This window comes from Streptomyces sp. NPDC002536, assembly GCF_053594995.1.
Map to the genome: position 1 here is coordinate 101489 of NZ_JBSFWU010000005.1, position 19298 is coordinate 120786.

General features: G+C 73.1%; 17 protein-coding genes. 3 read left to right on the forward strand and 14 right to left on the reverse strand.

The features are described from left to right. Positions 1–32 precede the first annotated feature (32 nt). From recX to ACWD4B_RS03650, 4 genes are all read right to left on the reverse strand, one after another. A complete protein-coding gene (gene recX, locus ACWD4B_RS03635) occupies positions 33–644 on the reverse strand; it encodes a recombination regulator RecX (RefSeq protein WP_451419223.1) in 612 nt (203 codons plus the stop codon). Positions 645–650: 6 nt separating this feature from the next. Continuing rightward, positions 651–1763, reverse strand: a complete 1113-nt coding sequence (recA, locus tag ACWD4B_RS03640) for a recombinase RecA (protein ID WP_451419224.1) — start codon at positions 1761–1763, stop codon at positions 651–653. Between the two features lie 176 nt (positions 1764–1939). Next, a complete protein-coding gene (locus ACWD4B_RS03645; protein WP_451419238.1) occupies positions 1940–3076 on the reverse strand; it encodes an AI-2E family transporter in 1137 nt (378 codons plus the stop codon). A gap of 133 nt (positions 3077–3209) precedes the next feature. Beyond that, a complete protein-coding gene (locus ACWD4B_RS03650) occupies positions 3210–3398 on the reverse strand; it encodes a DUF3046 domain-containing protein (protein WP_336412896.1) in 189 nt (62 codons plus the stop codon). 80 nt (positions 3399–3478) lie between these two features. On the opposite strand from ACWD4B_RS03650, the gene ACWD4B_RS03655 reads away from it, so the two are divergent. The 3 genes from ACWD4B_RS03655 to ACWD4B_RS03665 all read left to right on the forward strand — a co-directional run bounded on the left by ACWD4B_RS03655 (position 3479) and on the right by ACWD4B_RS03665 (position 10063). Next, the gene (locus tag ACWD4B_RS03655; protein WP_390778433.1) at positions 3479–4399 is read left to right on the forward strand and encodes a hypothetical protein; all 921 of its coding nucleotides are present in this window, start codon (positions 3479–3481) and stop codon (positions 4397–4399) included. 96 nt (positions 4400–4495) lie between these two features. After that, a complete protein-coding gene (locus tag ACWD4B_RS03660; protein WP_451419225.1) occupies positions 4496–9235 on the forward strand; it encodes an ATP-dependent helicase in 4740 nt (1579 codons plus the stop codon). An 18-nt stretch (positions 9236–9253) separates the two neighbouring features. Then, on the forward strand, positions 9254–10063 hold the full coding sequence (locus ACWD4B_RS03665; RefSeq protein ID WP_451419226.1) for a DNA-formamidopyrimidine glycosylase family protein: 810 nt from the start codon (positions 9254–9256) through the stop codon (positions 10061–10063). A gap of 40 nt (positions 10064–10103) precedes the next feature. Here ACWD4B_RS03665 and ACWD4B_RS03670 read toward each other — a convergent pair whose 3' ends face one another. The 10 genes from ACWD4B_RS03670 to ACWD4B_RS03715 form a co-directional block, all read right to left on the reverse strand. Beyond that, positions 10104–10373 carry a hypothetical protein gene (locus ACWD4B_RS03670; protein ID WP_451419227.1) on the reverse strand — a complete coding sequence of 90 codons (270 nt, stop codon included), beginning with the start codon at positions 10371–10373 and terminating at the stop codon, positions 10104–10106. A 56-nt stretch (positions 10374–10429) separates the two neighbouring features. Next, entirely contained in the window at positions 10430–10648 is a 219-nt protein-coding gene (locus ACWD4B_RS03675; RefSeq protein WP_451419228.1) for a hypothetical protein, read from the reverse strand. Between the two features lie 67 nt (positions 10649–10715). Further along, the gene (locus ACWD4B_RS03680; protein WP_451419229.1) at positions 10716–11186 is read right to left on the reverse strand and encodes a Dps family protein; all 471 of its coding nucleotides are present in this window, start codon (positions 11184–11186) and stop codon (positions 10716–10718) included. A 148-nt stretch (positions 11187–11334) separates the two neighbouring features. Beyond that, positions 11335–11718 carry a helix-turn-helix domain-containing protein gene (locus ACWD4B_RS03685; RefSeq protein ID WP_086566431.1) on the reverse strand — a complete coding sequence of 128 codons (384 nt, stop codon included), beginning with the start codon at positions 11716–11718 and terminating at the stop codon, positions 11335–11337. A gap of 109 nt (positions 11719–11827) precedes the next feature. Continuing rightward, positions 11828–12352: a CinA family protein gene (locus ACWD4B_RS03690; protein WP_451419230.1), complete on the reverse strand. Its 525-nt coding sequence runs from the start codon at positions 12350–12352 to the stop codon at positions 11828–11830. Beyond that, a complete protein-coding gene (gene pgsA / locus ACWD4B_RS03695; RefSeq protein WP_451419231.1) occupies positions 12349–12975 on the reverse strand; it encodes a CDP-diacylglycerol--glycerol-3-phosphate 3-phosphatidyltransferase in 627 nt (208 codons plus the stop codon). Before pgsA ends, ACWD4B_RS03690 begins: the two co-directional genes overlap by 4 nt. Further along, complete coding sequence (gene rimO, locus ACWD4B_RS03700; RefSeq protein WP_451419232.1) at positions 12972–14465, reverse strand: 30S ribosomal protein S12 methylthiotransferase RimO; 1494 nt, start codon at positions 14463–14465, stop codon at positions 12972–12974. The genes pgsA and rimO overlap by 4 nt, the downstream gene beginning before the upstream one ends. A gap of 116 nt (positions 14466–14581) precedes the next feature. After that, positions 14582–15382 carry a helix-turn-helix domain-containing protein gene (locus ACWD4B_RS03705; protein ID WP_390778442.1) on the reverse strand — a complete coding sequence of 267 codons (801 nt, stop codon included), beginning with the start codon at positions 15380–15382 and terminating at the stop codon, positions 14582–14584. 202 nt (positions 15383–15584) lie between these two features. After that, positions 15585–18269: a DNA translocase FtsK gene (locus ACWD4B_RS03710; protein WP_451419233.1), complete on the reverse strand. Its 2685-nt coding sequence runs from the start codon at positions 18267–18269 to the stop codon at positions 15585–15587. Between the two features lie 138 nt (positions 18270–18407). Beyond that, a complete protein-coding gene (locus ACWD4B_RS03715) occupies positions 18408–19094 on the reverse strand; it encodes a response regulator (RefSeq protein WP_336412908.1) in 687 nt (228 codons plus the stop codon). Between the last annotated feature and the right edge of the window lie 204 nt (positions 19095–19298).

Consider the following 19298-nt stretch of genomic DNA (forward strand, 5'->3'; position numbering starts at 1 on the left):
CCGCCGGAGGGTGGCCGGATTCCGGGCAGGGGTCAGTCGCCGGGCAGGTAGTGCTCGAGCAGCTCGGGGTCCTCGCCCTCCTCTTCGAGGGCCCGGCGCACCACGCGCAGGGCGAGGCCCTCGGAGTACCCCTTGCGGGCCAGCATTCCGACGAGACGACGGAGCCGCTTCTCGCGGTCCATGCCGCGGGTGCCGCGCAGCTTGCGCTCGACCAGCTCGCGGGCCGTGTGCTCCTCCTGCTCGGGGTCGAGCTGCCCCACCGCCTCGTCGATCAGCGCGGAGTCCACGCCCTTGGTGCGCAGTTCGCGCGCCAGGGCACGGCGGGCCAGCCCGCGGCCGCGGTGCCGGGACTCCACCCAGGCCCCGGCGAAGGCCGCGTCGTCGATCAGCCCGACGTCCTCGAACCGGGAGAGCACCTCCTCGGCCGCCTCGGCCGGTATGCCGCGCTTGGCCAGGGCGTCAGCGAGCTGTCTGCGGGTGCGGGGGGATCCGGTGAGCAGGCGCAGGCAGATCGCCCGCGCCTGCTCCTCCGGTGACGGGGGCGCCCCGTCCCCGGCCCTCGACGGGTCGGGGGCGCCGCCGTCCGTACGGTCGCCCGCATGCGGCTCCGGCCGGCCGGCTCGCCACGTCCTCGTTCCGGACATGGCGGGCTAGCTCTTGGCCGTGGCCTTGGCGGCCTTGCCCGTGGCCTTGGCCGGGGCCGGGACGGACTTGGCGGGCTCGCTCGCGGCGGCGTCCGCGCCGGGCTCGGCCTCCGGCGCCTCGGGCCGGATGCCCACGCCGAGCTTCTCCTTGATCTTCTTCTCGATCTCGTTGGCGAGGTCGGGGTTGTCCTTGAGGAAGTTGCGGGCGTTCTCCTTGCCCTGGCCGAGCTGGTCGCCCTCGTAGGTGTACCAGGCACCGGCCTTGCGGATGAAGCCGTGCTCCACGCCCATGTCGATCAGGCCGCCCTCGCGGCTGATGCCCTGGCCGTAGAGGATGTCGAACTCGGCCTGCTTGAAGGGGGGCGCGACCTTGTTCTTGACGACCTTGCAGCGGGTGCGGTTGCCGACCGCCTCCGTGCCGTCCTTCAGGGTCTCAATGCGGCGGATGTCGATACGCACCGAGGCGTAGAACTTGAGCGCGCGGCCACCGGTCGTGGTCTCCGGGGAGCCGAACATCACGCCGATCTTCTCGCGGAGCTGGTTGATGAAGATGGCGGTGGTCTTGGACTGGTTCAGCGCGCTGGTGATCTTCCGGAGCGCCTGGCTCATCAGCCGGGCCTGGAGACCCACGTGCGAGTCGCCCATCTCGCCCTCGATCTCCGCGCGCGGCACCAGGGCCGCCACGGAGTCGATGACGATCAGATCGAGCGCGCCGGAGCGGACCAGCATGTCGACGATCTCCAGAGCCTGCTCGCCGTTGTCCGGCTGGGACAGGATCAGGTTGTCGATGTCCACCCCGAGCTTCTTGGCGTACTCGGGGTCGAGAGCGTGCTCGGCGTCCACGAAGGCCACCGTGCCGCCTGCGCGCTGGGCGTTGGCCACCGCGTGCAGGGTGAGGGTGGTCTTGCCGGAGGACTCCGGCCCGTAGACCTCCACCACGCGGCCGCGCGGCAGTCCGCCGACGCCGAGGGCGACGTCGAGGGCCGTCGAGCCCGTGGGGATGACCTCGATCGGCTCGTTCGGCCGCTCGCCCAGGCGCATGACCGCGCCCTTGCCGAATTGCCGTTCAATCTGTGCGAGCGCGGCGTCCAGCGCCTTCTCGCGGTCCGTGCCTGCCATGGGTTCCACCCGGTTTGCTTGAGTCGATCGCTTCACGTCCACGACGCTAGCGCCTGCCACTGACAACGGGCCCGGGCGTCGCCCCGGCCTGTGGAAAACTCGGTTCCGCGGCTCAGGGAAGTCCATGAGAATGGATGTTCGATTTTGCTGTCAAGCGCGCCTCGCCGGGCCCGGAATCACCGCCTCCGGAGCGCCCTGAACATCCGTACGAGGGCCGGCGGACGGCCCTCGTCCCCCGGTCCGCCGGGCCGCCGCGGCCCGTCCCCGGCCGCCGCGGCCGCTCCGTCGACGAGTTCGTACCGCTTCACGTACGCCCCGAGGAACGCCTGCAGCGTCGCCGTCGCGGGGATCGCGACGAGCGCGCCCACCGCACCGAGCAGCGCCGTACCCGCGATCACCGAGCCGAAGGCGACGGCCGGGTGGATGTCCACGGTCCTGGCGGTGATGCGCGGCTGCAGCACGTAGTTCTCGAACTGCTGGTAGACCACGACGAAGGCGAGCACCCACACCGCGTACCAGGGGTCGACGGTGAAGGCGAGCAGCATCGGCAGTGCTCCCGCGAGATAGGTGCCGATGGTCGGGATGAACTGCGACACCAGTCCGACCCAGATCGCGAGCGCCGGGGCGTAGGGCACGCCCAGGACCACGAACAGGACGTAGTGCGCGATGCCGGAGACGAGCGCCATCAGGGCGCGCGAGTAGATGTAGCCGCCCGTCTTGGCCACCGCGAGCTCCCAGGCGCGCAGCACCTCGGTCTGCCGGTGCGGCGGGAGGACGGAGCACAGAGCACGGCGCAGCCGGGGGCCGTCGGCCGCGAAGTAGAACGAGAACAGCGCCACGGACAGCAGCTGGAAGAGTCCGCCGAGGACGGTGGCCGAGACGTCGAGCACCCCGCCGGCGCTGTTGCGCAGGTACTTCTGCAGCCAGTCGGAGTGCAGCAGGCTCGACTGGATCTCGACGCGGGAGAGCCTGGTGTGGAACGTCCGGTTGAGCCAGCCGATCACCGCGTCCAGATAGGCGGGGAAGTTCTCCACGATGTTCTGGATCTGCCCGGCGAGCATCGAGCCCAGCATGGCGAAGAACGCGGTGAACACCAGGGCGATCCCGAGGAAGACCAGTCCGGTCGCCGCACCGCGCCGCATGCCGCGCGCGGCCATCCGGTCCACTGCGGGCTCGACGGCGAGCGCCAGGAAGAACGCGATCAGGATGTCGACCAGCAGCCCGAGGAGCTGGTGGAAGGCCCAGACGCCCAGCTGGAAGCAGGCGAACAGGGCGAGCGTCACCACGACCGCCCGGGGCAGCCAGCGCGGCATGCGCGCGCCGTCGCCGGGCCGGGTCGGTCGGGAGTCGTCCGGGGAGGTGTCGTCGGTGGCTGCCACGGAGCAAGTCTGACCTACAGGGCGAAATACCCCCGAACACCCCGAGCCGCCGCCCCTCCGGCCGGTGTCAGTGCTCGGGGATCTCCATCGTCCTGCACACCGCGCGCCACACGTCCTTGGCGTTCCAGCCGGCGTCCAGCGCCTGGTGCACGGTCCTCCCGCCGAGCTCGGACATCACGTGATCGCGCGCGAAGGAGTCGGCGTACACCGCGCCGAAATGATCCGCCATCCGCTGCCAGAAGACCGTCAACCGCATGGACCCAGTATCCCGCCCCTGAGAGTGCAGCCGGGCACGAGCCGCTGCCGGGCGCCGCCGCGCCCCCTACGGTCTTGTCCATGGCCCCCTCCGGAGCATCCGCCGCAGCCCGTGCCGAGCAGTTCGTCTGGCTCACCGCCCGCGTCCTGGAACAGCGCAGATTCGCGTTCCACTTCCTCGACGGCGGTGCGGACGCGGTCGAAGCGGCCCTGTCGGCCTACCTCGGCGACGACGGCGGCTACGGGCACGCCCTGGAACCCGACCTGCGCGGCCCGGTGAGCCAGCCGCTGCACACCGCGCACGCGCTGCGCGTGCTGGACGAGATCGGCCGCTGCGGCGACCGGCGGGTCGAGCGCGTGTGCCGCTATCTGACGGCGGTCTCCACGCAGGACGGTGCGCTGCCCGCACTCCACCCGTCGCTGCGCGGCTACCCCGCGGCCCCCTGGATCCCCGTGATCGACGACCCTCCCAGCGACCTGCTGGCCACCGGTCCGGTGGTCGGCCTCCTGCACCGCAACGAGGTGTGGCACGCCTGGCTGTTCCGGGCCACGGACTTCTGCTGGGCCGCGGTCGAGGCCATCACGCGCGGCGCCAGGACCCATCCGTACGAGGTCGAGGCGGCCGTGGCCTTCCTCGACGGGGTCCCCGACCGGGACCGCGCCCGGGCCGCCGCCGAGCGGCTGGGCCGCACCGTCCGGGAGCGGCGACTGGCCGTCCTGGAACCGGACCGGGCGGCCGAGTACCCCCTCCCCGAGGGCTATGCGCCGGGCGAGCACCACTACCCGCACGACTTCGCACGGACCCCCGGCTCGGTGGCCCGGTCCTGGTTCACCGACGCCGAGATGGAACGTTCTCTCGACTTCCTGGCCGCCGCGCAGGAGACCGACGGCGGCTGGCCCGTCAACTGGCGCGCGTGGGCGCCCGGCACGGCCCTGGAGTGCCGCCCGAGGGCGACCATCGACGCCCTCCTCACCCTGCGCGCCCACGGCCGCCCCGTGTGACACGACGCGGCCTCCCGGCCCCGGGCGCCACCCCGGAAACCGCCTCCGGCCTGCGCGGACGGGGCATTGTCAGTGGCCCGGTGCACGATGGGGTGCATGGCGAACGACACGGCGTCGGCGACTGCGGGGGACCCGTCCTCGGCGCTTTCAGGCTTCTCCCCCGCGACCCGCGCATGGTTCACGGGAGCCTTCACCGCGCCCACGGCCGCCCAGGCCGGCGCCTGGCGCGCGATCGGGGAGGGCTCGGACGTCCTGGTCGTCGCGCCCACGGGCTCCGGCAAGACGCTGGCCGCCTTCCTCGCCTCCCTGGACCGGCTGGCGAGCACGCCGCCGCCCGCCGAGCGCGGCAAGCGCTGCCGCGTGCTGTACGTCTCCCCGCTCAAGGCGCTCGCGGTGGACGTCGAGCGCAATCTGCGCAGCCCCCTCACCGGCATCCGCCAGGAGTCGGTGCGCCTGGATCTGCCGGAGCCGGAGATCCGCGTCGGCATCCGCTCCGGCGACACCCCGGCCGCCGAACGCCGCGCGCTGGTCACCCGGCCGCCGGACATCCTGATCACCACGCCCGAGTCGCTGTTCCTGATGCTCACCTCCGCGGCCCGGGAGGCGCTCAAGGGCGTGGAGACCGTGATCCTCGACGAGGTGCACGCCGTCGCCGGGACCAAGCGCGGCGCCCATCTCGCCCTGTCCCTGGAGCGCCTGGACCTCCTGCTGCCCCGGCCCGCCCGCCGGATCGGCCTGTCCGCGACGGTGCGCCCGGTGGACGAGGTGGCCCGCTTCCTGTCCCCGCAGCGCCGGGTGGAGGTCGTCCAGCCGCCGTCCGGCAAGGAGTTCGACCTCTCCGTCGTGGTGCCGGTCGAGGATCTCGGCGAGCTCGGCGGCTCGCCGGTGCAGGACGGCGGTGACGGCAAGGAGAAGCCGTCGGTGTGGCCCCACGTCGAGGAGCGCATCGCCGACCTCGTCCAGGCCCACCGCTCCACGATCGTCTTCGCCAACTCCCGCCGCCTCGCCGAGCGCCTGTGCAACCGGCTCAACGAGATCGCCTACGAGCGGACGACGGGCGAGCCCCTTCCCGAGCACCACTCCCCCGCCGAGCTGATGGCCGAGTCCGGCGCCGCCAAGGGAGCGCCCGCGCTGCTCGCCCGCGCGCACCACGGCTCGGTGTCCAAGGAGCAGCGGGCGCTGGTCGAGGAGGATCTGAAGGCCGGCCGGCTGCCCGCCGTGGTGGCCACCTCCAGCCTGGAACTGGGCATCGACATGGGCGCGGTGGATCTGGTCGTCCAGGTCGAATCGCCCCCCTCCGTCGCCTCCGGGCTGCAGCGCGTCGGCCGCGCGGGCCACCAGGTCGGCGCGGTCTCCACCGGCGTCGTCTTCCCCAAGTACCGCGGCGACCTGGTGCAGGCCGCCGTGGTGACCGAGCGGATGCGCCAGGGGTCCATCGAAGCCCTGCGCGTCCCGGCCAATCCGCTGGACGTGCTCGCCCAGCAGATCGTGGCCATGTCCGCCATGGACGTGTGGGACGTGGAGGAGCTGCTGGCCGTGGTGCGCCGCGCAGCCCCCTTCGCCGCACTGCCCGAGTCCGCGTTCACCGGCGTGCTCGACATGCTCGCGGGGCGCTATCCGTCCGACGCCTTCGCGGAGCTGCGCCCGCGCCTGGTGTGGGACCGGGTGGCGAACACGGTCACCGGCAGGCCCGGGGCCCAGCGGCTCGCCGTCACCTCCGGCGGCACCATCCCCGACCGCGGCCTCTTCGGGGTCTTCCTGGCGGGCGCCGACCCCAAGAAGGGCGGCGGGCGCGTCGGCGAGCTGGACGAGGAGATGGTCTACGAGTCCCGCGTCGGCGATGTCTTCACCCTGGGCACCACCTCCTGGCGCATCGAGGACATCACCCGCGACCGGGTCCTGGTCACCCCCGCCCCCGGCACCCCGGGCCGGCTGCCGTTCTGGAAGGGCGACCAGCTGGGCCGCCCGCTCGAACTCGGCCGCGCGCTCGGCGCGTTCCTGCGCGAGATCGGCGGCCACGCGCCCGGGGCGGCCCGCGAGCGCCTCACCGCCGCCGGGCTCGACACCTGGGCGGCGGACAACGTCCTGTCGTACCTCGACGAGCAGCGCCGCGCCTGCGGCCACGTGCCGGACGACCGGACCATCGTCGTCGAGCGGTTCCGCGACGAGCTGGGCGACTGGCGCGTCGTCGTCCACTCCCCCTTCGGCGCCCAGGTGCACGCCCCCTGGGCCCTGGCCCTGGGGGCCCGGCTCGCCGAGCGCTTCGGCATGGACACCCAGGTGATGCACGCCGACGACGGCATCGTGCTGCGCCTGCCCGACGCCGACCTGATGGGCCTGGACCTGCTGGACGCGGACCCGGCCCGCCAGGGCACGGAGTACGACGCGGAGCAGTCCCCCGTCGGCGCCGCCGACGTCACTTTCGACAAGGCCGAGGTCGACCGGATCGTCACCGAACAGGTGGGCGGCTCGGCCCTGTTCGCCTCCCGCTTCCGCGAGTGCGCCGCCCGCGCCCTGCTGCTGCCGCGCCGCAGCCCCGGGCGGCGCACGCCGCTGTGGCAGCAGCGCCAGCGCGCCGCCCAACTGCTGCAGGTCGCGAGCGAGTTCGGCTCGTTCCCCATCGTCCTGGAAGCCGTCCGCGAATGCCTCCAGGACGTCTTCGACGTCCCCGGACTGGCCGAGCTCATGGGGGATGTCGAGGCCCGCCGCGTCCGGCTGGTCGAGGTCACCACCCCCGAGCCCTCCCCCTTCGCCCGCTCACTGCTCTTCGGCTACGTCGCCCAGTACCTCTACGAGGGCGACTCCCCCCTGGCCGAGCGGCGCGCCGCCGCCCTGTCCCTCGACTCGCGCCTGCTGGCCGAACTCCTGGGCCAGGCCGAGCTCCGCGAGCTGCTCGACCCCGAGGTCCTCGCCGAGCTGGAGCGCGAGCTGCAGTGGCTCACCGAGGACCGCAGGGCCAAGGACGCCGAGGGCGTCGCCGATCTGCTGCGCCTCCTCGGCCCCCTCACCGACGCCGAACTGGCCGCGCGGGGCGCCGAGCCGGCCTGGGTGCAGGAGCTGTCCGACGCCCGCCGCGCCCTGCGCGTCCGCATCGCCGGGCAGGAGCACTGGTCGGCCGTCGAGGACGCGGGACGGCTGCGCGACGCCCTCGGCACCGCCCTGCCCGTCGGCGTCCCCGAGGCCTTCACGGAGCCGGTCAAGGATCCGCTCGGGGACCTCCTGGCCCGCTTCGCCCGCACCCACGGCCCGTTCACCTCGGCCGGGGCCGCCGCCCGGTTCGGCCTCGGCACGGCCGTGACCGACGGCGCGCTGCACCGCCTGGCGGCGAACGGCCGGGTCGTCCAAGGGGAGTTCCACCCCGCGGGCATCGGCCAGGAGTGGTGCGACGCCGCCGTGCTGCGCCGGCTGCGCCGCCGCTCCCTGGCGGCGCTCCGGCAGGAGATGGAGCCGGTGCCGCCCGCCGCGCTCGCCGCCTTCCTCCCCCAGTGGCAGCACGTCGGGAGCAGCAGCCTGCGCGGCATCGACGGACTGCTGCGCGCCGTCGAGCAGTTGCAGGGCGCTCCGGTCCCCGCCTCGGCACTGGAGAAGCTCGTCCTGCCCGCCCGGGTCGCGGACTACGCCCCGGCACTGCTCGACGAGCTCACTGCGGCGGGCGAGGTCGTCTGGGCCGGGGCCGGCGCCCTCCCCGGCAAGGACGGCTGGGTCGCACTGCTGCCGGCCGACACCGCGCCCCTGCTGCTCCCCCCACCGCACCCGCTGGAGCTCTCGCCGCTGCACGAGGCCGTCCTCGACGCCCTCTCCGGCGGCTACGGCCTGTTCTTCCGGCAGATCGCCGAGCGGGTCCGCGCCGCGGGCGCCGACAGCGGGGACGCCTCCGGCAGCGACGCCCGGATCGCCGAGGCCGTCTGGGATCTCGCCTGGTCCGGCCGGCTCACCAACGACACGCTGGCCCCGCTCCGCGCCCTCCTCGGCTCGGGCCGCACGGCCGGTGCCACGGCGCACCGCGCGCGGCGCTCCGTCCCCCGGGGCCGGTACGGCGCCTTCCTCGGCCGTACAGGCGCGGTCCCCCGGCCCACCGCCTCCCGCGGCGGACCGCCGACGGTCGCGGGCCGCTGGTCACTGCTCCCCGAGCGCGAGCCCGACCCCACCCACCGGGCCCACGCCCTGGCCCGCACGCTCCTCGACCGGCACGGCGTGGTGACGCGCGGCGCGGTCGCCGCCGAGGGCGTCGAGGGCGGGTTCTCCGCCGCGTACCGGGTGCTGGCCGCGTTCGAGGAGAGCGGCCAGGCCCGCCGCGGATACGTCGTCGAGGGCCTGGGGGCGGCCCAGTTCGCGATGGACGGCGCGGTGGACCGGCTGCGCGCCGTCGGCACGGCCCGCGAGCGCGGCGGCGCCGCGTACCCGGAGAGCGGCCCGGATCCTGCGCGGCCGGCCCGTCGCCGGGCCGTCGTGCTCGCCGCGGCCGACCCGGCCAACGCCTATGGCGCGGCGCTGCCGTGGCCCGATCCGCCCGCCGGCGCCTCCCACAAGCCGGGCCGCAAGGCGGGTTCCCTGGTCGTCCTCCTCGACGGAGCCCTCGCCCTCTACGTCGAGCGCGGCGGCAGGACCGTGCTCGCCTGGCCCCAGGAGGAGGGCGCCGAGGAGGCGCACGGCGAGGACCCCGGTCTGCGCGAAGCGGCCGCCGCCCTGGCCGAGGCGGCCCGGGCGGGCGCGCTGGGCACGGTGACGGTGGAGCGCATCAACGGCGCCCCGGCGCTGACGTCCCCGCTGGGCGCCCTGCTGGAGTCCGCGGGCTTCCACGCCACCCCCAAGGGCCTGCGCCTGCGCGCGCCCTGACCGCGGAGGAGAAGCCGCATGCCCGAAGGAGACACCGTCTGGCGCACCGCCCGGGACCTCCACCGCGCCCTGGCGGGACAGCTGTTGACCCGGTGCGACCTGCGCGTCCCCGCCCTGGCGACGGCCGACCTGACCGGCCGTCGCATCACCGAGGTGGTGCCGCGCGGCAAGCACCTGCTCGCTCGCACCGAGGACGGCCTCACGCTGCACTCGCATCTCGGCATGGACGGTTCCTGGCGGATCCACGCCCCCGGGGAGCGCCGGCGCGGCGGACCGGAGCACCAGGTCCGCGCGGTCCTCGGCACCGCGTCCGCTGTCGCCGTCGGCTACCGCCTGCCCGCCCTGGACCTGCTGCGCACCGCCGACGAGGCCACGGTCGTCGGCCACCTGGGCCCCGATCTGCTCGGCCCCGGCTGGGATGCGGCGGAGGCCGTCCGCCGCCTGCTCGCCGACCCCGCCCGGGCCGTCGGCGACGCCGTGCTCGACCAGCGCAACCTCGCCGGGATCGGCAATGTCTACAAGTCCGAGCTCTGCTTCCTGCTACGCATCTCCCCATGGCTGCCCGTCGCGCAACTGCCGTCCCCCGAGCGTCTGACAGGCCTCGCCAAGAAGCTCCTGGAGGTCAACAAGCCCCGCACCACCCGCATCACCACCGCCGATCCCCGTCCGGACCACCGGCTCTGGGTGTACGGGCGCGTGGGGCACCCCTGCCGCCGCTGCGGCACCCCGGTCCGCAGCGCGGTGCAGGGAAGAGCGGGGCAGGAGCGGCCCACGTACTGGTGCCCCCGCTGCCAGGAAGGCCCCGCCCCGGATGGGCCGAACAGGTGAACGTGCAGGCGGGGGCAGGCGGGCCCGGCAGAAGGAAGGATCACGGGCGTCGCCGCACGGCGGACCGGCGCCGGCGCCACGCCACGGCGATCCGGCTCTCCCGGCCGTTCCGCGGCACACAGTGCACCGGCAGCAGGCTCAGCCCCCACCCCCCGGCGCCCACCAGTCCGTCCACGGCTCCGAGCCGCCCGGGCTGGACGGCCAGCCGCACCGCGGCCCACCACCACACGCATCCCAGCACGAACAGGACCGCCCGCCCGGCCGCCCCACGGGGCCGGCTGCGACGCCGGGCGTGCTGCCGCCGGATCATGGCTGCCTCCTTCGGCCCCTTCCCCCTTCGGCCGCGGTGCACCGCGCGGGTCCTTGTCAGCCCCCTCCGGGCTCCTCCGCGCGCAGCCGTGCGAGTTCCCGCTCCAGTTCCTCGATCGTCCGGTCCCGCCGGTGCAGTTCGACGATCACCCGCTGCTCCCCGTCGTGCATGCCCTCCTGGTAGACGGTCCGGACGAACGCACCGGCCGTCGCCTGATCGAGGTCCGAGACCACCATCAGCTCGCGCGTGAAGCGGATGACCGGATGCTCGTCCATGCCCTCAGGAGACCGTGGCCGGGCCGCGGCCGCCACCCGGGCGCCCCGGCGGACGGCGGCGGGAACCTCAGGCGTTCTCCGCCTGGAACATCCAGTGGTGCTTCTCCAGGTCTCCCGTGAGGCCGATGAGGATGTCCTGGGTGACGGGGTCCGGATCGGCCGTCGCCCGGATGCGCTCGCGCATCCGCGTGATCACGGCACCGAGCCCGGCGACGAGGAGGCGCACCGCGTCGGTGTCCTGGTGCCAGCCGCCGCCGACCGCCTCGATGCCGCTGGTCCTGGCGACGGTCTCGGCGCGCCCGTCCGGCGCGATGCCGAGCGCCGAGGCCCGCTCGGCCACGGTGTCGGCGTGCGTGCGGGCGCTCGCGACGACCTCGTCGAGCTGGAGATGGACGGAGCGGAAGCGCGGGCCCACCACGGTCCAGTGGGCCTGCTTGGCCACCAGGGAGAGGTCCACCAGGTCGACGAGCGCGCCCTGGAGCGCGTCCCCCACGATTTTGCGGTCCTGCTCGGACAGCGGGCTCTTGACGACGGACATTCGCATCCTCCCTTTAGGGCGGTTGAAACCGTCTTTTCCGTTCACTCCCCGTTTCTCCACCATGGCACAACGGCGGGAAACCGGCCGGAAACGCCGGGATCCCGGTCGGAGTACCGACCGGGATCCGGAACACGAAACGGCTCTGCCGTCAGGCTGCGACCACGTCCACTGCCTCCGCAGGGGCCTTGATGGTCACGCGCTCCCCCGGAACGCCCGTCACGGACGTCACGGACACCGAATTGAACATGGGCCGCATCGGCGCGGGTACCGGCTCGCTCGCCGCCGCCGACTGCGCCAGCTCGGCGAGCGACAGTTCGTCACTCACCTCGCGCATGACCTCGGACATCCTGACGTCCAGAGCGTCGCAGATTGCGGAGAGAAGCTCGGAGGACGCCTCTTTCTGCCCGCGCTCGACCTCGGAGAGATATCCGAGCGAGACCCGGGCGGACGAGGAGACCTCGCGCAGAGTGCGGCCCTGGCGTTGGCGCTGCCGACGCAGCACGTCACCCAGCAGGCGACGGAGCAGAATCATCGGTGGCTCCCTCCTTGGACCGCGAATCCGGTTCCTTCACGCCCCACCGTACCGCCTCGGGGTGCGGCCGTGCGGGGAGCTATGTCGTGTTCACTCAGGGCTGCAAACATCAATTCCCCCCGTTGTGTTCCGTATCCTTTGCCCCCGCGTTCCCCGTCAGTTCGTGCAGCAGCAGCGCGAGGACTTCCCGGACGCTTCCGGCCCGGATCCAGGCACGGTCGCCGTCCAGCGAGAGCTCCCGGACGGCCCCGGAGCCCCCCGGGCCGGCGACGGCCACGAAGACCGTGCCGACGGACTTGCCGTCCTGCGGTTCGGGCCCGGCGACGCCGGTGGTCGCCACGCCCCAGTCGGCACCCAGCAACGCCCGTACACCGCAGGCCATCTGGCGGGCCACCTCGGCGTCGACGGCACCGCGCTCGGCGAGCAGCGGCCCGGCCACGCCCAGCACCTCGCGCTTGACGTCGGTGGCGTACGCGGTGACGGACCCCCGCACCACCCGCGAGGCCCCGGGCACCGCGGTCAGCCCGGCCGCGACGAGGCCGCCGGTGAGCGACTCGGCCACGGCCAGCGTCTCCCCCCGAGCGGCCAGCTCGGCGAGCACCTCGGGTGCCCGGCCGGCATCCGCCCCGTTCACCGCGCGGCACCCCCGCTCCGCGCCGCACGGCGCAGGGCGACGGCCTGCCGGATGTAGTCGAGCCCGGTCAGCACGGTCAAGACGACGGCGACCGCCATCACCCAGAAGCGCAAGGTGGCCAGCGGCCCTTCGAGCGGCAGGATGTACATCCCCGTGCCCACGCCCTGGGCCAGCGTCTTCAGCTTGCCGCCCCGGCTGGCCGGGATGACCCCGTGCCGGATCACCCAGAACCGCATGAGCGTGATGCCGATCTCGCGGGAGAGGATCACGCCCGTGACCCACCACGGCAGGTCGCCCAGGGCGGAGAGGCAGAGCAGCGCCGCGCCCATGATCGCCTTGTCCGCGATCGGGTCGGCGATCTTGCCGAAGTCCGTGACCAGGTTGTACGCGCGGGCCAGATGACCGTCGAACAGGTCGGTGATCATGGCAATCGCGAACGCCGCCCAGGCGAAGGAGCGCCAGGCCGGTTCGTAACCGCCGTCGTGGAGCATCAGCACGACGAACCCGGGCACGAGGAGCAGCCGCACCATCGTCAGGATGTTGGCGATGTTCCACAGGCCCGCCGGGCGCCCGGCCGACGCGGGGGCCGGGCCTCCCGCGGTGGGGGCCGGGACTCCGCTCATCTGCCCGCCTCCCCGGTACACCCGCCCGTGGCGGACGGCAGGGGCTCGGCGACGAGGTCCACGCCCTCGCTCGCGATCACCTTGGCGACGACCAGCGTGCCGGGAGCGAAGGTCTCCTCGCCGGTCAGCCGCACCTGGCCGTCGGTCTCGGGCGCCTGGTGGGCGGCCCGGCCGATGACGCCGTCCTCCTCGTCGACCCGGTCGACGACGACCTCGACGGTGTCGCCGATGCGCTCCTCGGCGCGCTGCGCGGTGAGCTCCTCGGCGAGCCGCGAGACACGCGCCAGGCGTGCGTCGACGACGTCCTGGTCCAGCTTGTGCTCGTACGTGGCCGCCTCGGTGCCGTCCTCGTCGGAGTAGCCGAAGACGCCGATGGCATCCAGGCGGGCCCCGGTCAGGAAGCGCTCCAGCTCGGCGACGTCCTCCTCGGTCTCGCCGGGGAAGCCGACGATGAAGTTGGAACGGACGCCCGCCTGCGGGGCCTTGGAGCGGATCGTGTCGAGCAGTTCCAGGAAGCGGTCGGTGTCCCCGAAGCGGCGCATCGCGCGCAGCACGGCGGGGGCCGAGTGCTGGAAGGAGAGGTCGAAGTAGGGCACGACCTTGTCCGTGGAGGTCAGCACGTCGATCAGGCCGGGGCGCATCTCGGCGGGCTGGAGGTAGCTGACGCGGATGCGCTCGAGGCCGTCGACGGCGGCGAGCTCCGGCAGCAGCGTCTCCAGCAGGCGGATGTCACCGAGGTCCTTGCCGTAGGAGGTGTTGTTCTCGGAGACCAGCATGATCTCCTTCACCCCCTGCTCCGCCAGCCAGCGCGCCTCGCCGAGCACGTCGGAGGGGCGGCGGGAGATGAAGGAGCCGCGGAAGGACGGGATGGCGCAGAAGGAGCAGCGCCGGTCGCAGCCGGAGGCGAGCTTCACCGAGGCGACGGGGTTGGAGCCGAGCCGGCGGCGCAGCGGGGCGCGCGGCCCGGAGGCCGGGGCGAGGCCCTCCGGCAGGTCCTCGGGGGCGTTCTCCTCCGGGGCCTGGGCGTGTCCGGGCAGGGCCGGTGCGTCGGCACCCTGCCGCTCGGCGGGGCTGATCGGCAGCAGCTTGCGCCGGTCGCGCGGGGTGTGGGAGGCGTGGACGCCGCCGGAGAGGATGGTCTGGAGCCGGTCGGAGATGTGCGTGTAGTCGTCGAAGCCGAGCACGCCGTCGGCCTCGGGAAGGGCCTCGGCGAGCTCCTTGCCGTACCGCTCGGCCATGCAGCCGACGGCCACGACGGCCTGGGTACGGCCATGGTCCTTGAGGTCGTTCGCCTCCAGGAGGGCGTCGACGGAGTCCTTCTTCGCGGCTTCGACGAAGCCACAGGTGTTGACGACGGCCACATCGGCGTCGGCGGCGTCCTCCACGAGGTCCCAGCCATCCGCCGCCAAGCGGCCTGCCAGCTCCTCCGAGTCCACCTCGTTACGGGCGCAGCCAAGTGTGACAAGAGCGACGGTACGGCGTTCGGGCATAGGGCTCAGCCTACTTTGTCCCGGCACCGGGTCCGCTGCCGAGTGGCAGCGAGGCGCGGAGAGCCTGATCACCCGGGGGCTCTCCGCAACCGTGCCATCATGCGGTTCCTCGCTGGTCAGCCCGCTGCCGGGTCGCCCTTGGTGTAGCTGAGGCGCTGGACCTGGCCGTCCTCGCCGAGATTCTTGACCTCTTTACCGTTCACGAACAGTCGTGCGACTCCGGCGTTGCCGAGCACCAGGTCGATCCGCTTGCTGTCGGTGAAGGTCTTGGAGGCCCCCCGCTGGAGCACGCCCTCCTCCAGCAGCTTGCCGTCGTGGTCCTTGGCCGACATCCACGTCTGCCCGTTCTCGGCGGTGAGCTTGACGATGACCTTGTTGACCGGGGCGCCGGCGATGGCGCTGTTGGACGCCTCCGGCTTGGGGTCCGTGGCCTTGCCGGGGTTGGACTTGGCGCTGGGGGCCACGGACGGCTTGGCGGAGGGCGGGTCGGCGGAGTTCTGACCCTTGGCCCCGCCGTTGAACAGCGTGAACCCGACGAAGCCGACCACGGCGACGATCGCGGCGACCATGGCGGCGGTCCAGTTGGGGCGCCGGGGCTCGGGGCGGATCCGCTCGGCCTCAAAGACCGGGGCCGCCGGGGTGGGCGAGGGACGTCCGCCGTTCTCGGCGGTGTACTGCGCGACGAGCTCGGCCGGGTCCAGACCGACGGCACGCGCCAGGGTGCGGACGTGACCGCGCGCGTAGACGTGTCCGCCGCATCGGGTGAAGTCGTCCTGCTCGATCGCATGCACGATCGGGATGCGTACACGGGTGGTCGAACTGACCTCATCGACGGTCAGTCCTGCACTGATACGGGCCTGCTGGAGGGAACGTCCGACGGAAGGCCGGTCGTCCTCGGAAGAGTTGCCGATGGACACGTGGGCGCCTTTCGAGCGTGCAGCCACCTGCTGGAGATTCAGTCTAGGGGGCATGCGAAAGCGTCGGGCAAGCGGAAAGCCGGGCTTTGTAGGCCATCAGAATGCTCTGTGGCACCGACAGTGGCACATCGCCCCACCCCCCTCTCTCAACTACGCAGAGCATCAAGAGAAACGGCTTGGCCCAAGTCCCTTCACAGCCGGATCACTGCGGGGAGTCGCCGCGGATGACCGCGAGGACCGCGTCCAGCTCGTCGGGCTTGACCAGGACGTCGCGCGCCTTGGAGCCCTCGCTGGGACCCACGATGTTGCGCGACTCCATCAGGTCCATCAGTCTGCCCGCCTTGGCGAATCCCACACGCAATTTCCGCTGCAGCATCGACGTCGAGCCGAACTGGGTGGAGACGACCAGCTCGGCCGCCTGGCACAACAGATCGAGGTCGTCACCGATGTCCTCGTCGATCTCCTTCTTCTTCGCGGAACCGACGGTCACGTCGTCGCGGAAGACCGGCGCCATCTGGTCCTTGCAGTGCTGGACGACGGCCGCGACCTCACCCTCCGTCACAAAGGCGCCCTGCATGCGGACGGGCTTGTTGGCGCCCATGGGCAGGAAGAGGCCGTCGCCCTTGCCGATGAGCTTCTCGGCGCCGGGCTGGTCGAGGATGACCCGGCTGTCGGCGAGCGAGGAGGTCGCGAACGCGAGCCGGGAGGGCACGTTGGCCTTGATCAGGCCGGTGACGACGTCGACCGACGGCCGCTGGGTGGCCAGCACCAGATGGATGCCGGCGGCCCGGGCGAGCTGGGTGATGCGCACGATCGAGTCCTCGACGTCGCGCGGCGCCACCATCATCAGGTCGGCGAGCTCGTCGACGATGACCAGCAGGTACGGGTACGGCTGCAGCTCGCGCCCGCTGCCCGCGGGCGGGGTGACGCGGCCCTCGCGCACGGCGGCGTTGAAGTCGTCGATGTGGCGGAAACCGTAGGCCGCGAGGTCGTCGTAGCGCAGGTCCATCTCGCGCACGACCCACTGCAGGGCCTCGGCGGCCCGCTTCGGGTTGGTGATGATCGGCGTGATCAGGTGCGGGATGCCCTCGTAGGCGGTCAGCTCGACGCGCTTGGGGTCGACCAGCACCATCCGGACGTCCTCGGGGGTGGCCCGGACCATGATCGAGGTGATCAGGCAGTTGATGCAGGACGACTTGCCGGAGCCGGTGGCGCCGGCCACCAGCACGTGCGGCATCTTCGTCAGGTTGGCCATCACATAGCCGCCCTCGACGTCCTTGCCGAGCGCCACCAGCATCGGGTGCTCGTCACCCGCGGCGTCGGCCAGCCGCAGCACGTCCCCGAGGTTGACCATCTCGCGGTCGGTGTTCGGGATCTCGACGCCCACGGCGGACTTGCCCGGGATCGGGCTGATGATGCGCACGTCCGGGGAGGCCACGGCGTAGGCGATGTTCTTGGTGAGGGCCGTGATGCGCTCGACCTTCACGGCCGGGCCCAGCTCGACCTCGTAGCGCGTGACCGTCGGGCCCCGGGTGAAGCCGGTGACCGCGGCGTCGACCTTGAACTCCGCGAAGACGTTGGTCAGCGAGGCCACTATGGCGTCGTTCGCCGCGCTGCGGGTCTTGCCCGGACCGCCCCGCTCCAGCAGGTCGAGCGAGGGCAGCGCATAGGTGATGTCCCCGGCGAGCTGGAGCTGCTCGGCGCGTGCGGGCAGCCCGGACGGCGGCTCGGGGGCGGGCTTGGTGAGGTCGGGAACGGCCGTGGGCTTCTTGTCCATGGACACGCCGCGCGTGGCCGGCACCGTCGGCTCCGTACGGCCGCCGTCCTGCGCGATGCCGCTGCTGAGCCCGGCGACGAGCGGCGAGGGCTGCACGCCGTGCAGCACGGCGCCGTCCAGCGAGGCCGCCGCGGCGGCCGCCAGGTCCACGGCGTCCGGCTCGCGGCTCTCGGGCGGCTGCACGGGAGTGCGCCGGGGCTTGCGGCGCTTGCCGAGCGCCTCCTCCTCGGCCCGGTCCAGCCCGGGGCCGCCGTCGTCCGCCACGGGGGCGGTGCGCCGGGACCGCCGGGCGGGCGTCTCCCGCCAGTCGTCGGCGTAGCCCTCCTCGACGGCGTACTCGTCGGGGTGCGGCTCGATGATCCCGAGCCGTATCCCCGCGTCCCGCAGCCGGCGCGGGATGGCGTTGACCGGGGTGGCCGTGACCACCAGCAGGCCGAAGACCGTGAGCAGCACGAGCAGCGGCACGACGAGGACGTCGCCGACGGTGTACTGCAGGGGCTTGGCGGCCGCCCAGCCGATGAAGCCGCCCGCGTCCTGCATGGCGTGCAGACCGTCCCCGCGGCCGGGTGACCCGCAGGCCATGTGGACCTGGCCGAGGACGCCGGCCACCAGGGCGGACAGGCCGATGACGATCCGTCCGTTCGCCTCGGGGCGCTCGGGGTGCCGGAACAGCCGGACGGCCATGAAGGCGAGCAGTATCGGCACCACCACGTCGAGCCGGCCGAAGGCTCCGGTGACGAGCATCTTGACGAGGTCGCCCACGGGCCCGCGGACGTTGGACCAGGTGCCCGCGGCGACGATGAGGGCGAGGGCGAGCAGCAGCAGCGCCAGGCCGTCCTTGCGGTGCGCCGGGTGGAGGCCCTTGGCGCCGCGGCCGACGCCGCGGAACATCGCGCCGACGCCGTTCGCCACGCCGCGCCCGACGCGGCGGGGGGCGGACTTGGGGGCGGTCTTCTTGGCGGGCGCCCTGCGAGCGGGGGCGCGGCCCGCGGGCCGTGCTGCCGCTTTCTTCGCGGGCGCCTTCTTGGCGGCGGTCCCGGATCGCCCGGCGCGCTGCTTCGAGGTGCCCGCCGTGCTCTGGGAACCCTTGCCGGACGTACGTGAGGCCATGGTGCCGAGGTTACCGTCGTCCGTCGCATGGGACACGTGGGCCCGGGTGTTCACCCATTCGTGTCGCAATGGCGTGGTTGAGCCGGTGACAGGACGTCAAAGCGGAGGCGAGTGCGGTGACGCGGGGCCGACGGCCCGTCAGCTCGGCGAGGGGAGCGGGCCGGCGGCGCTGCCCGCGCCGGGCTCCAGCGCGTCCAGGGCGCGCCGCAGTCCGGTGAGTTTGCGCTCCAGGTGGGCGGCGGTGGCGACCGCTGCCGCGTCGGCGGACTCGTCCAGCTGTTTGGAGAGGGCCTCGGCCTGTTCCTCGACGGCGGCGAGCCGCGCGGAGAGCTCGGCCAGCAGCCCGGCCGGCTCCTGCGTCTCCAGGGCACCGGCCCGGGCGGCCTGGCCGTTCTCCAGCTGCAGGCGCAACAGGGCGGCCTGCTCGCGCAGCTGGCAGTTCTTCATGTACAGCTCGACGAACACCGAGACCTTGGCGCGCAGCACCCAGGGGTCGAACGGCTTCGAGATGTAGTCCACGGCGCCGGCCGCGTAGCCGCGGAAGGTGTGGTGCGGGCCGTGGTTGATGGCGGTGAGGAAGATGATGGGGATGTCCCGGGTCCGCTCGCGCCGCTTGATGTGCGCGGCGGTCTCGAACCCGTCCATGCCGGGCATCTGGACGTCCAGCAGAATCACCGCGAAGTCGTCCGTCAGCAGCGCCTTGAGCGCTTCCTCCCCTGACGATGCCCGCACCAGTGTCTGATCGAGCGCCGAGAGGATGGCCTCCAGCGCGAGCAGATTTTCCGGCCGGTCATCGACCAGGAGGATCTTGGCCTTCTGCACCATGCCCCGTCCTCCTCGTCCCGGCTTGGGGTCTTCCCGGCTCGCGGAGCCGGGAGAAGCACCGGGCGCCGCCCCCGGGGACGGCTTCCTTGCGCCGCCCGCCCTTGTGCCGGTCATGGTAGCCGCACCCCGCCTGTCGCCACACCCTGTTACCGCGATGTCACTGTGCACGTAGCAGAAACGTGGCAGGGGACCAGAAGGTTCCCC

Bases quoted from the DNA above. Each gene is read 5' to 3' on its own strand.
- recX (WP_451419223.1), bottom strand. From the start codon at position 644: ATGTCCGGAACGAGGACGTGGCGAGCCGGCCGGCCGGAGCCGCATGCG.
- recA (WP_451419224.1), bottom strand. From the start codon at position 1,763: ATGGCAGGCACGGACCGCGAGAAGGCGCTGGACGCCGCGCTCGCACAG.
- ACWD4B_RS03645 (WP_451419238.1), bottom strand. From the start codon at position 3,076: ATGCCGCGCTGGCTGCCCCGGGCGGTCGTGGTGACGCTCGCCCTGTTC.
- ACWD4B_RS03650 (WP_336412896.1), bottom strand. From the start codon at position 3,398: ATGCGGTTGACGGTCTTCTGGCAGCGGATGGCGGATCATTTCGGCGCG.
- ACWD4B_RS03655 (WP_390778433.1), top strand. From the start codon at position 3,479: ATGGCCCCCTCCGGAGCATCCGCCGCAGCCCGTGCCGAGCAGTTCGTC.
- ACWD4B_RS03660 (WP_451419225.1), top strand. From the start codon at position 4,496: ATGGCGAACGACACGGCGTCGGCGACTGCGGGGGACCCGTCCTCGGCG.
- ACWD4B_RS03665 (WP_451419226.1), top strand. From the start codon at position 9,254: ATGCCCGAAGGAGACACCGTCTGGCGCACCGCCCGGGACCTCCACCGC.
- ACWD4B_RS03670 (WP_451419227.1), bottom strand. From the start codon at position 10,373: ATGATCCGGCGGCAGCACGCCCGGCGTCGCAGCCGGCCCCGTGGGGCG.
- ACWD4B_RS03675 (WP_451419228.1), bottom strand. From the start codon at position 10,648: ATGGACGAGCATCCGGTCATCCGCTTCACGCGCGAGCTGATGGTGGTC.
- ACWD4B_RS03680 (WP_451419229.1), bottom strand. From the start codon at position 11,186: ATGTCCGTCGTCAAGAGCCCGCTGTCCGAGCAGGACCGCAAAATCGTG.
- ACWD4B_RS03685 (WP_086566431.1), bottom strand. From the start codon at position 11,718: ATGATTCTGCTCCGTCGCCTGCTGGGTGACGTGCTGCGTCGGCAGCGC.
- pgsA (WP_451419231.1), bottom strand. From the start codon at position 12,975: ATGAGCGGAGTCCCGGCCCCCACCGCGGGAGGCCCGGCCCCCGCGTCG.
- rimO (WP_451419232.1), bottom strand. From the start codon at position 14,465: ATGCCCGAACGCCGTACCGTCGCTCTTGTCACACTTGGCTGCGCCCGT.
- ACWD4B_RS03710 (WP_451419233.1), bottom strand. From the start codon at position 18,269: ATGGCCTCACGTACGTCCGGCAAGGGTTCCCAGAGCACGGCGGGCACC.
- ACWD4B_RS03715 (WP_336412908.1), bottom strand. From the start codon at position 19,094: ATGGTGCAGAAGGCCAAGATCCTCCTGGTCGATGACCGGCCGGAAAAT.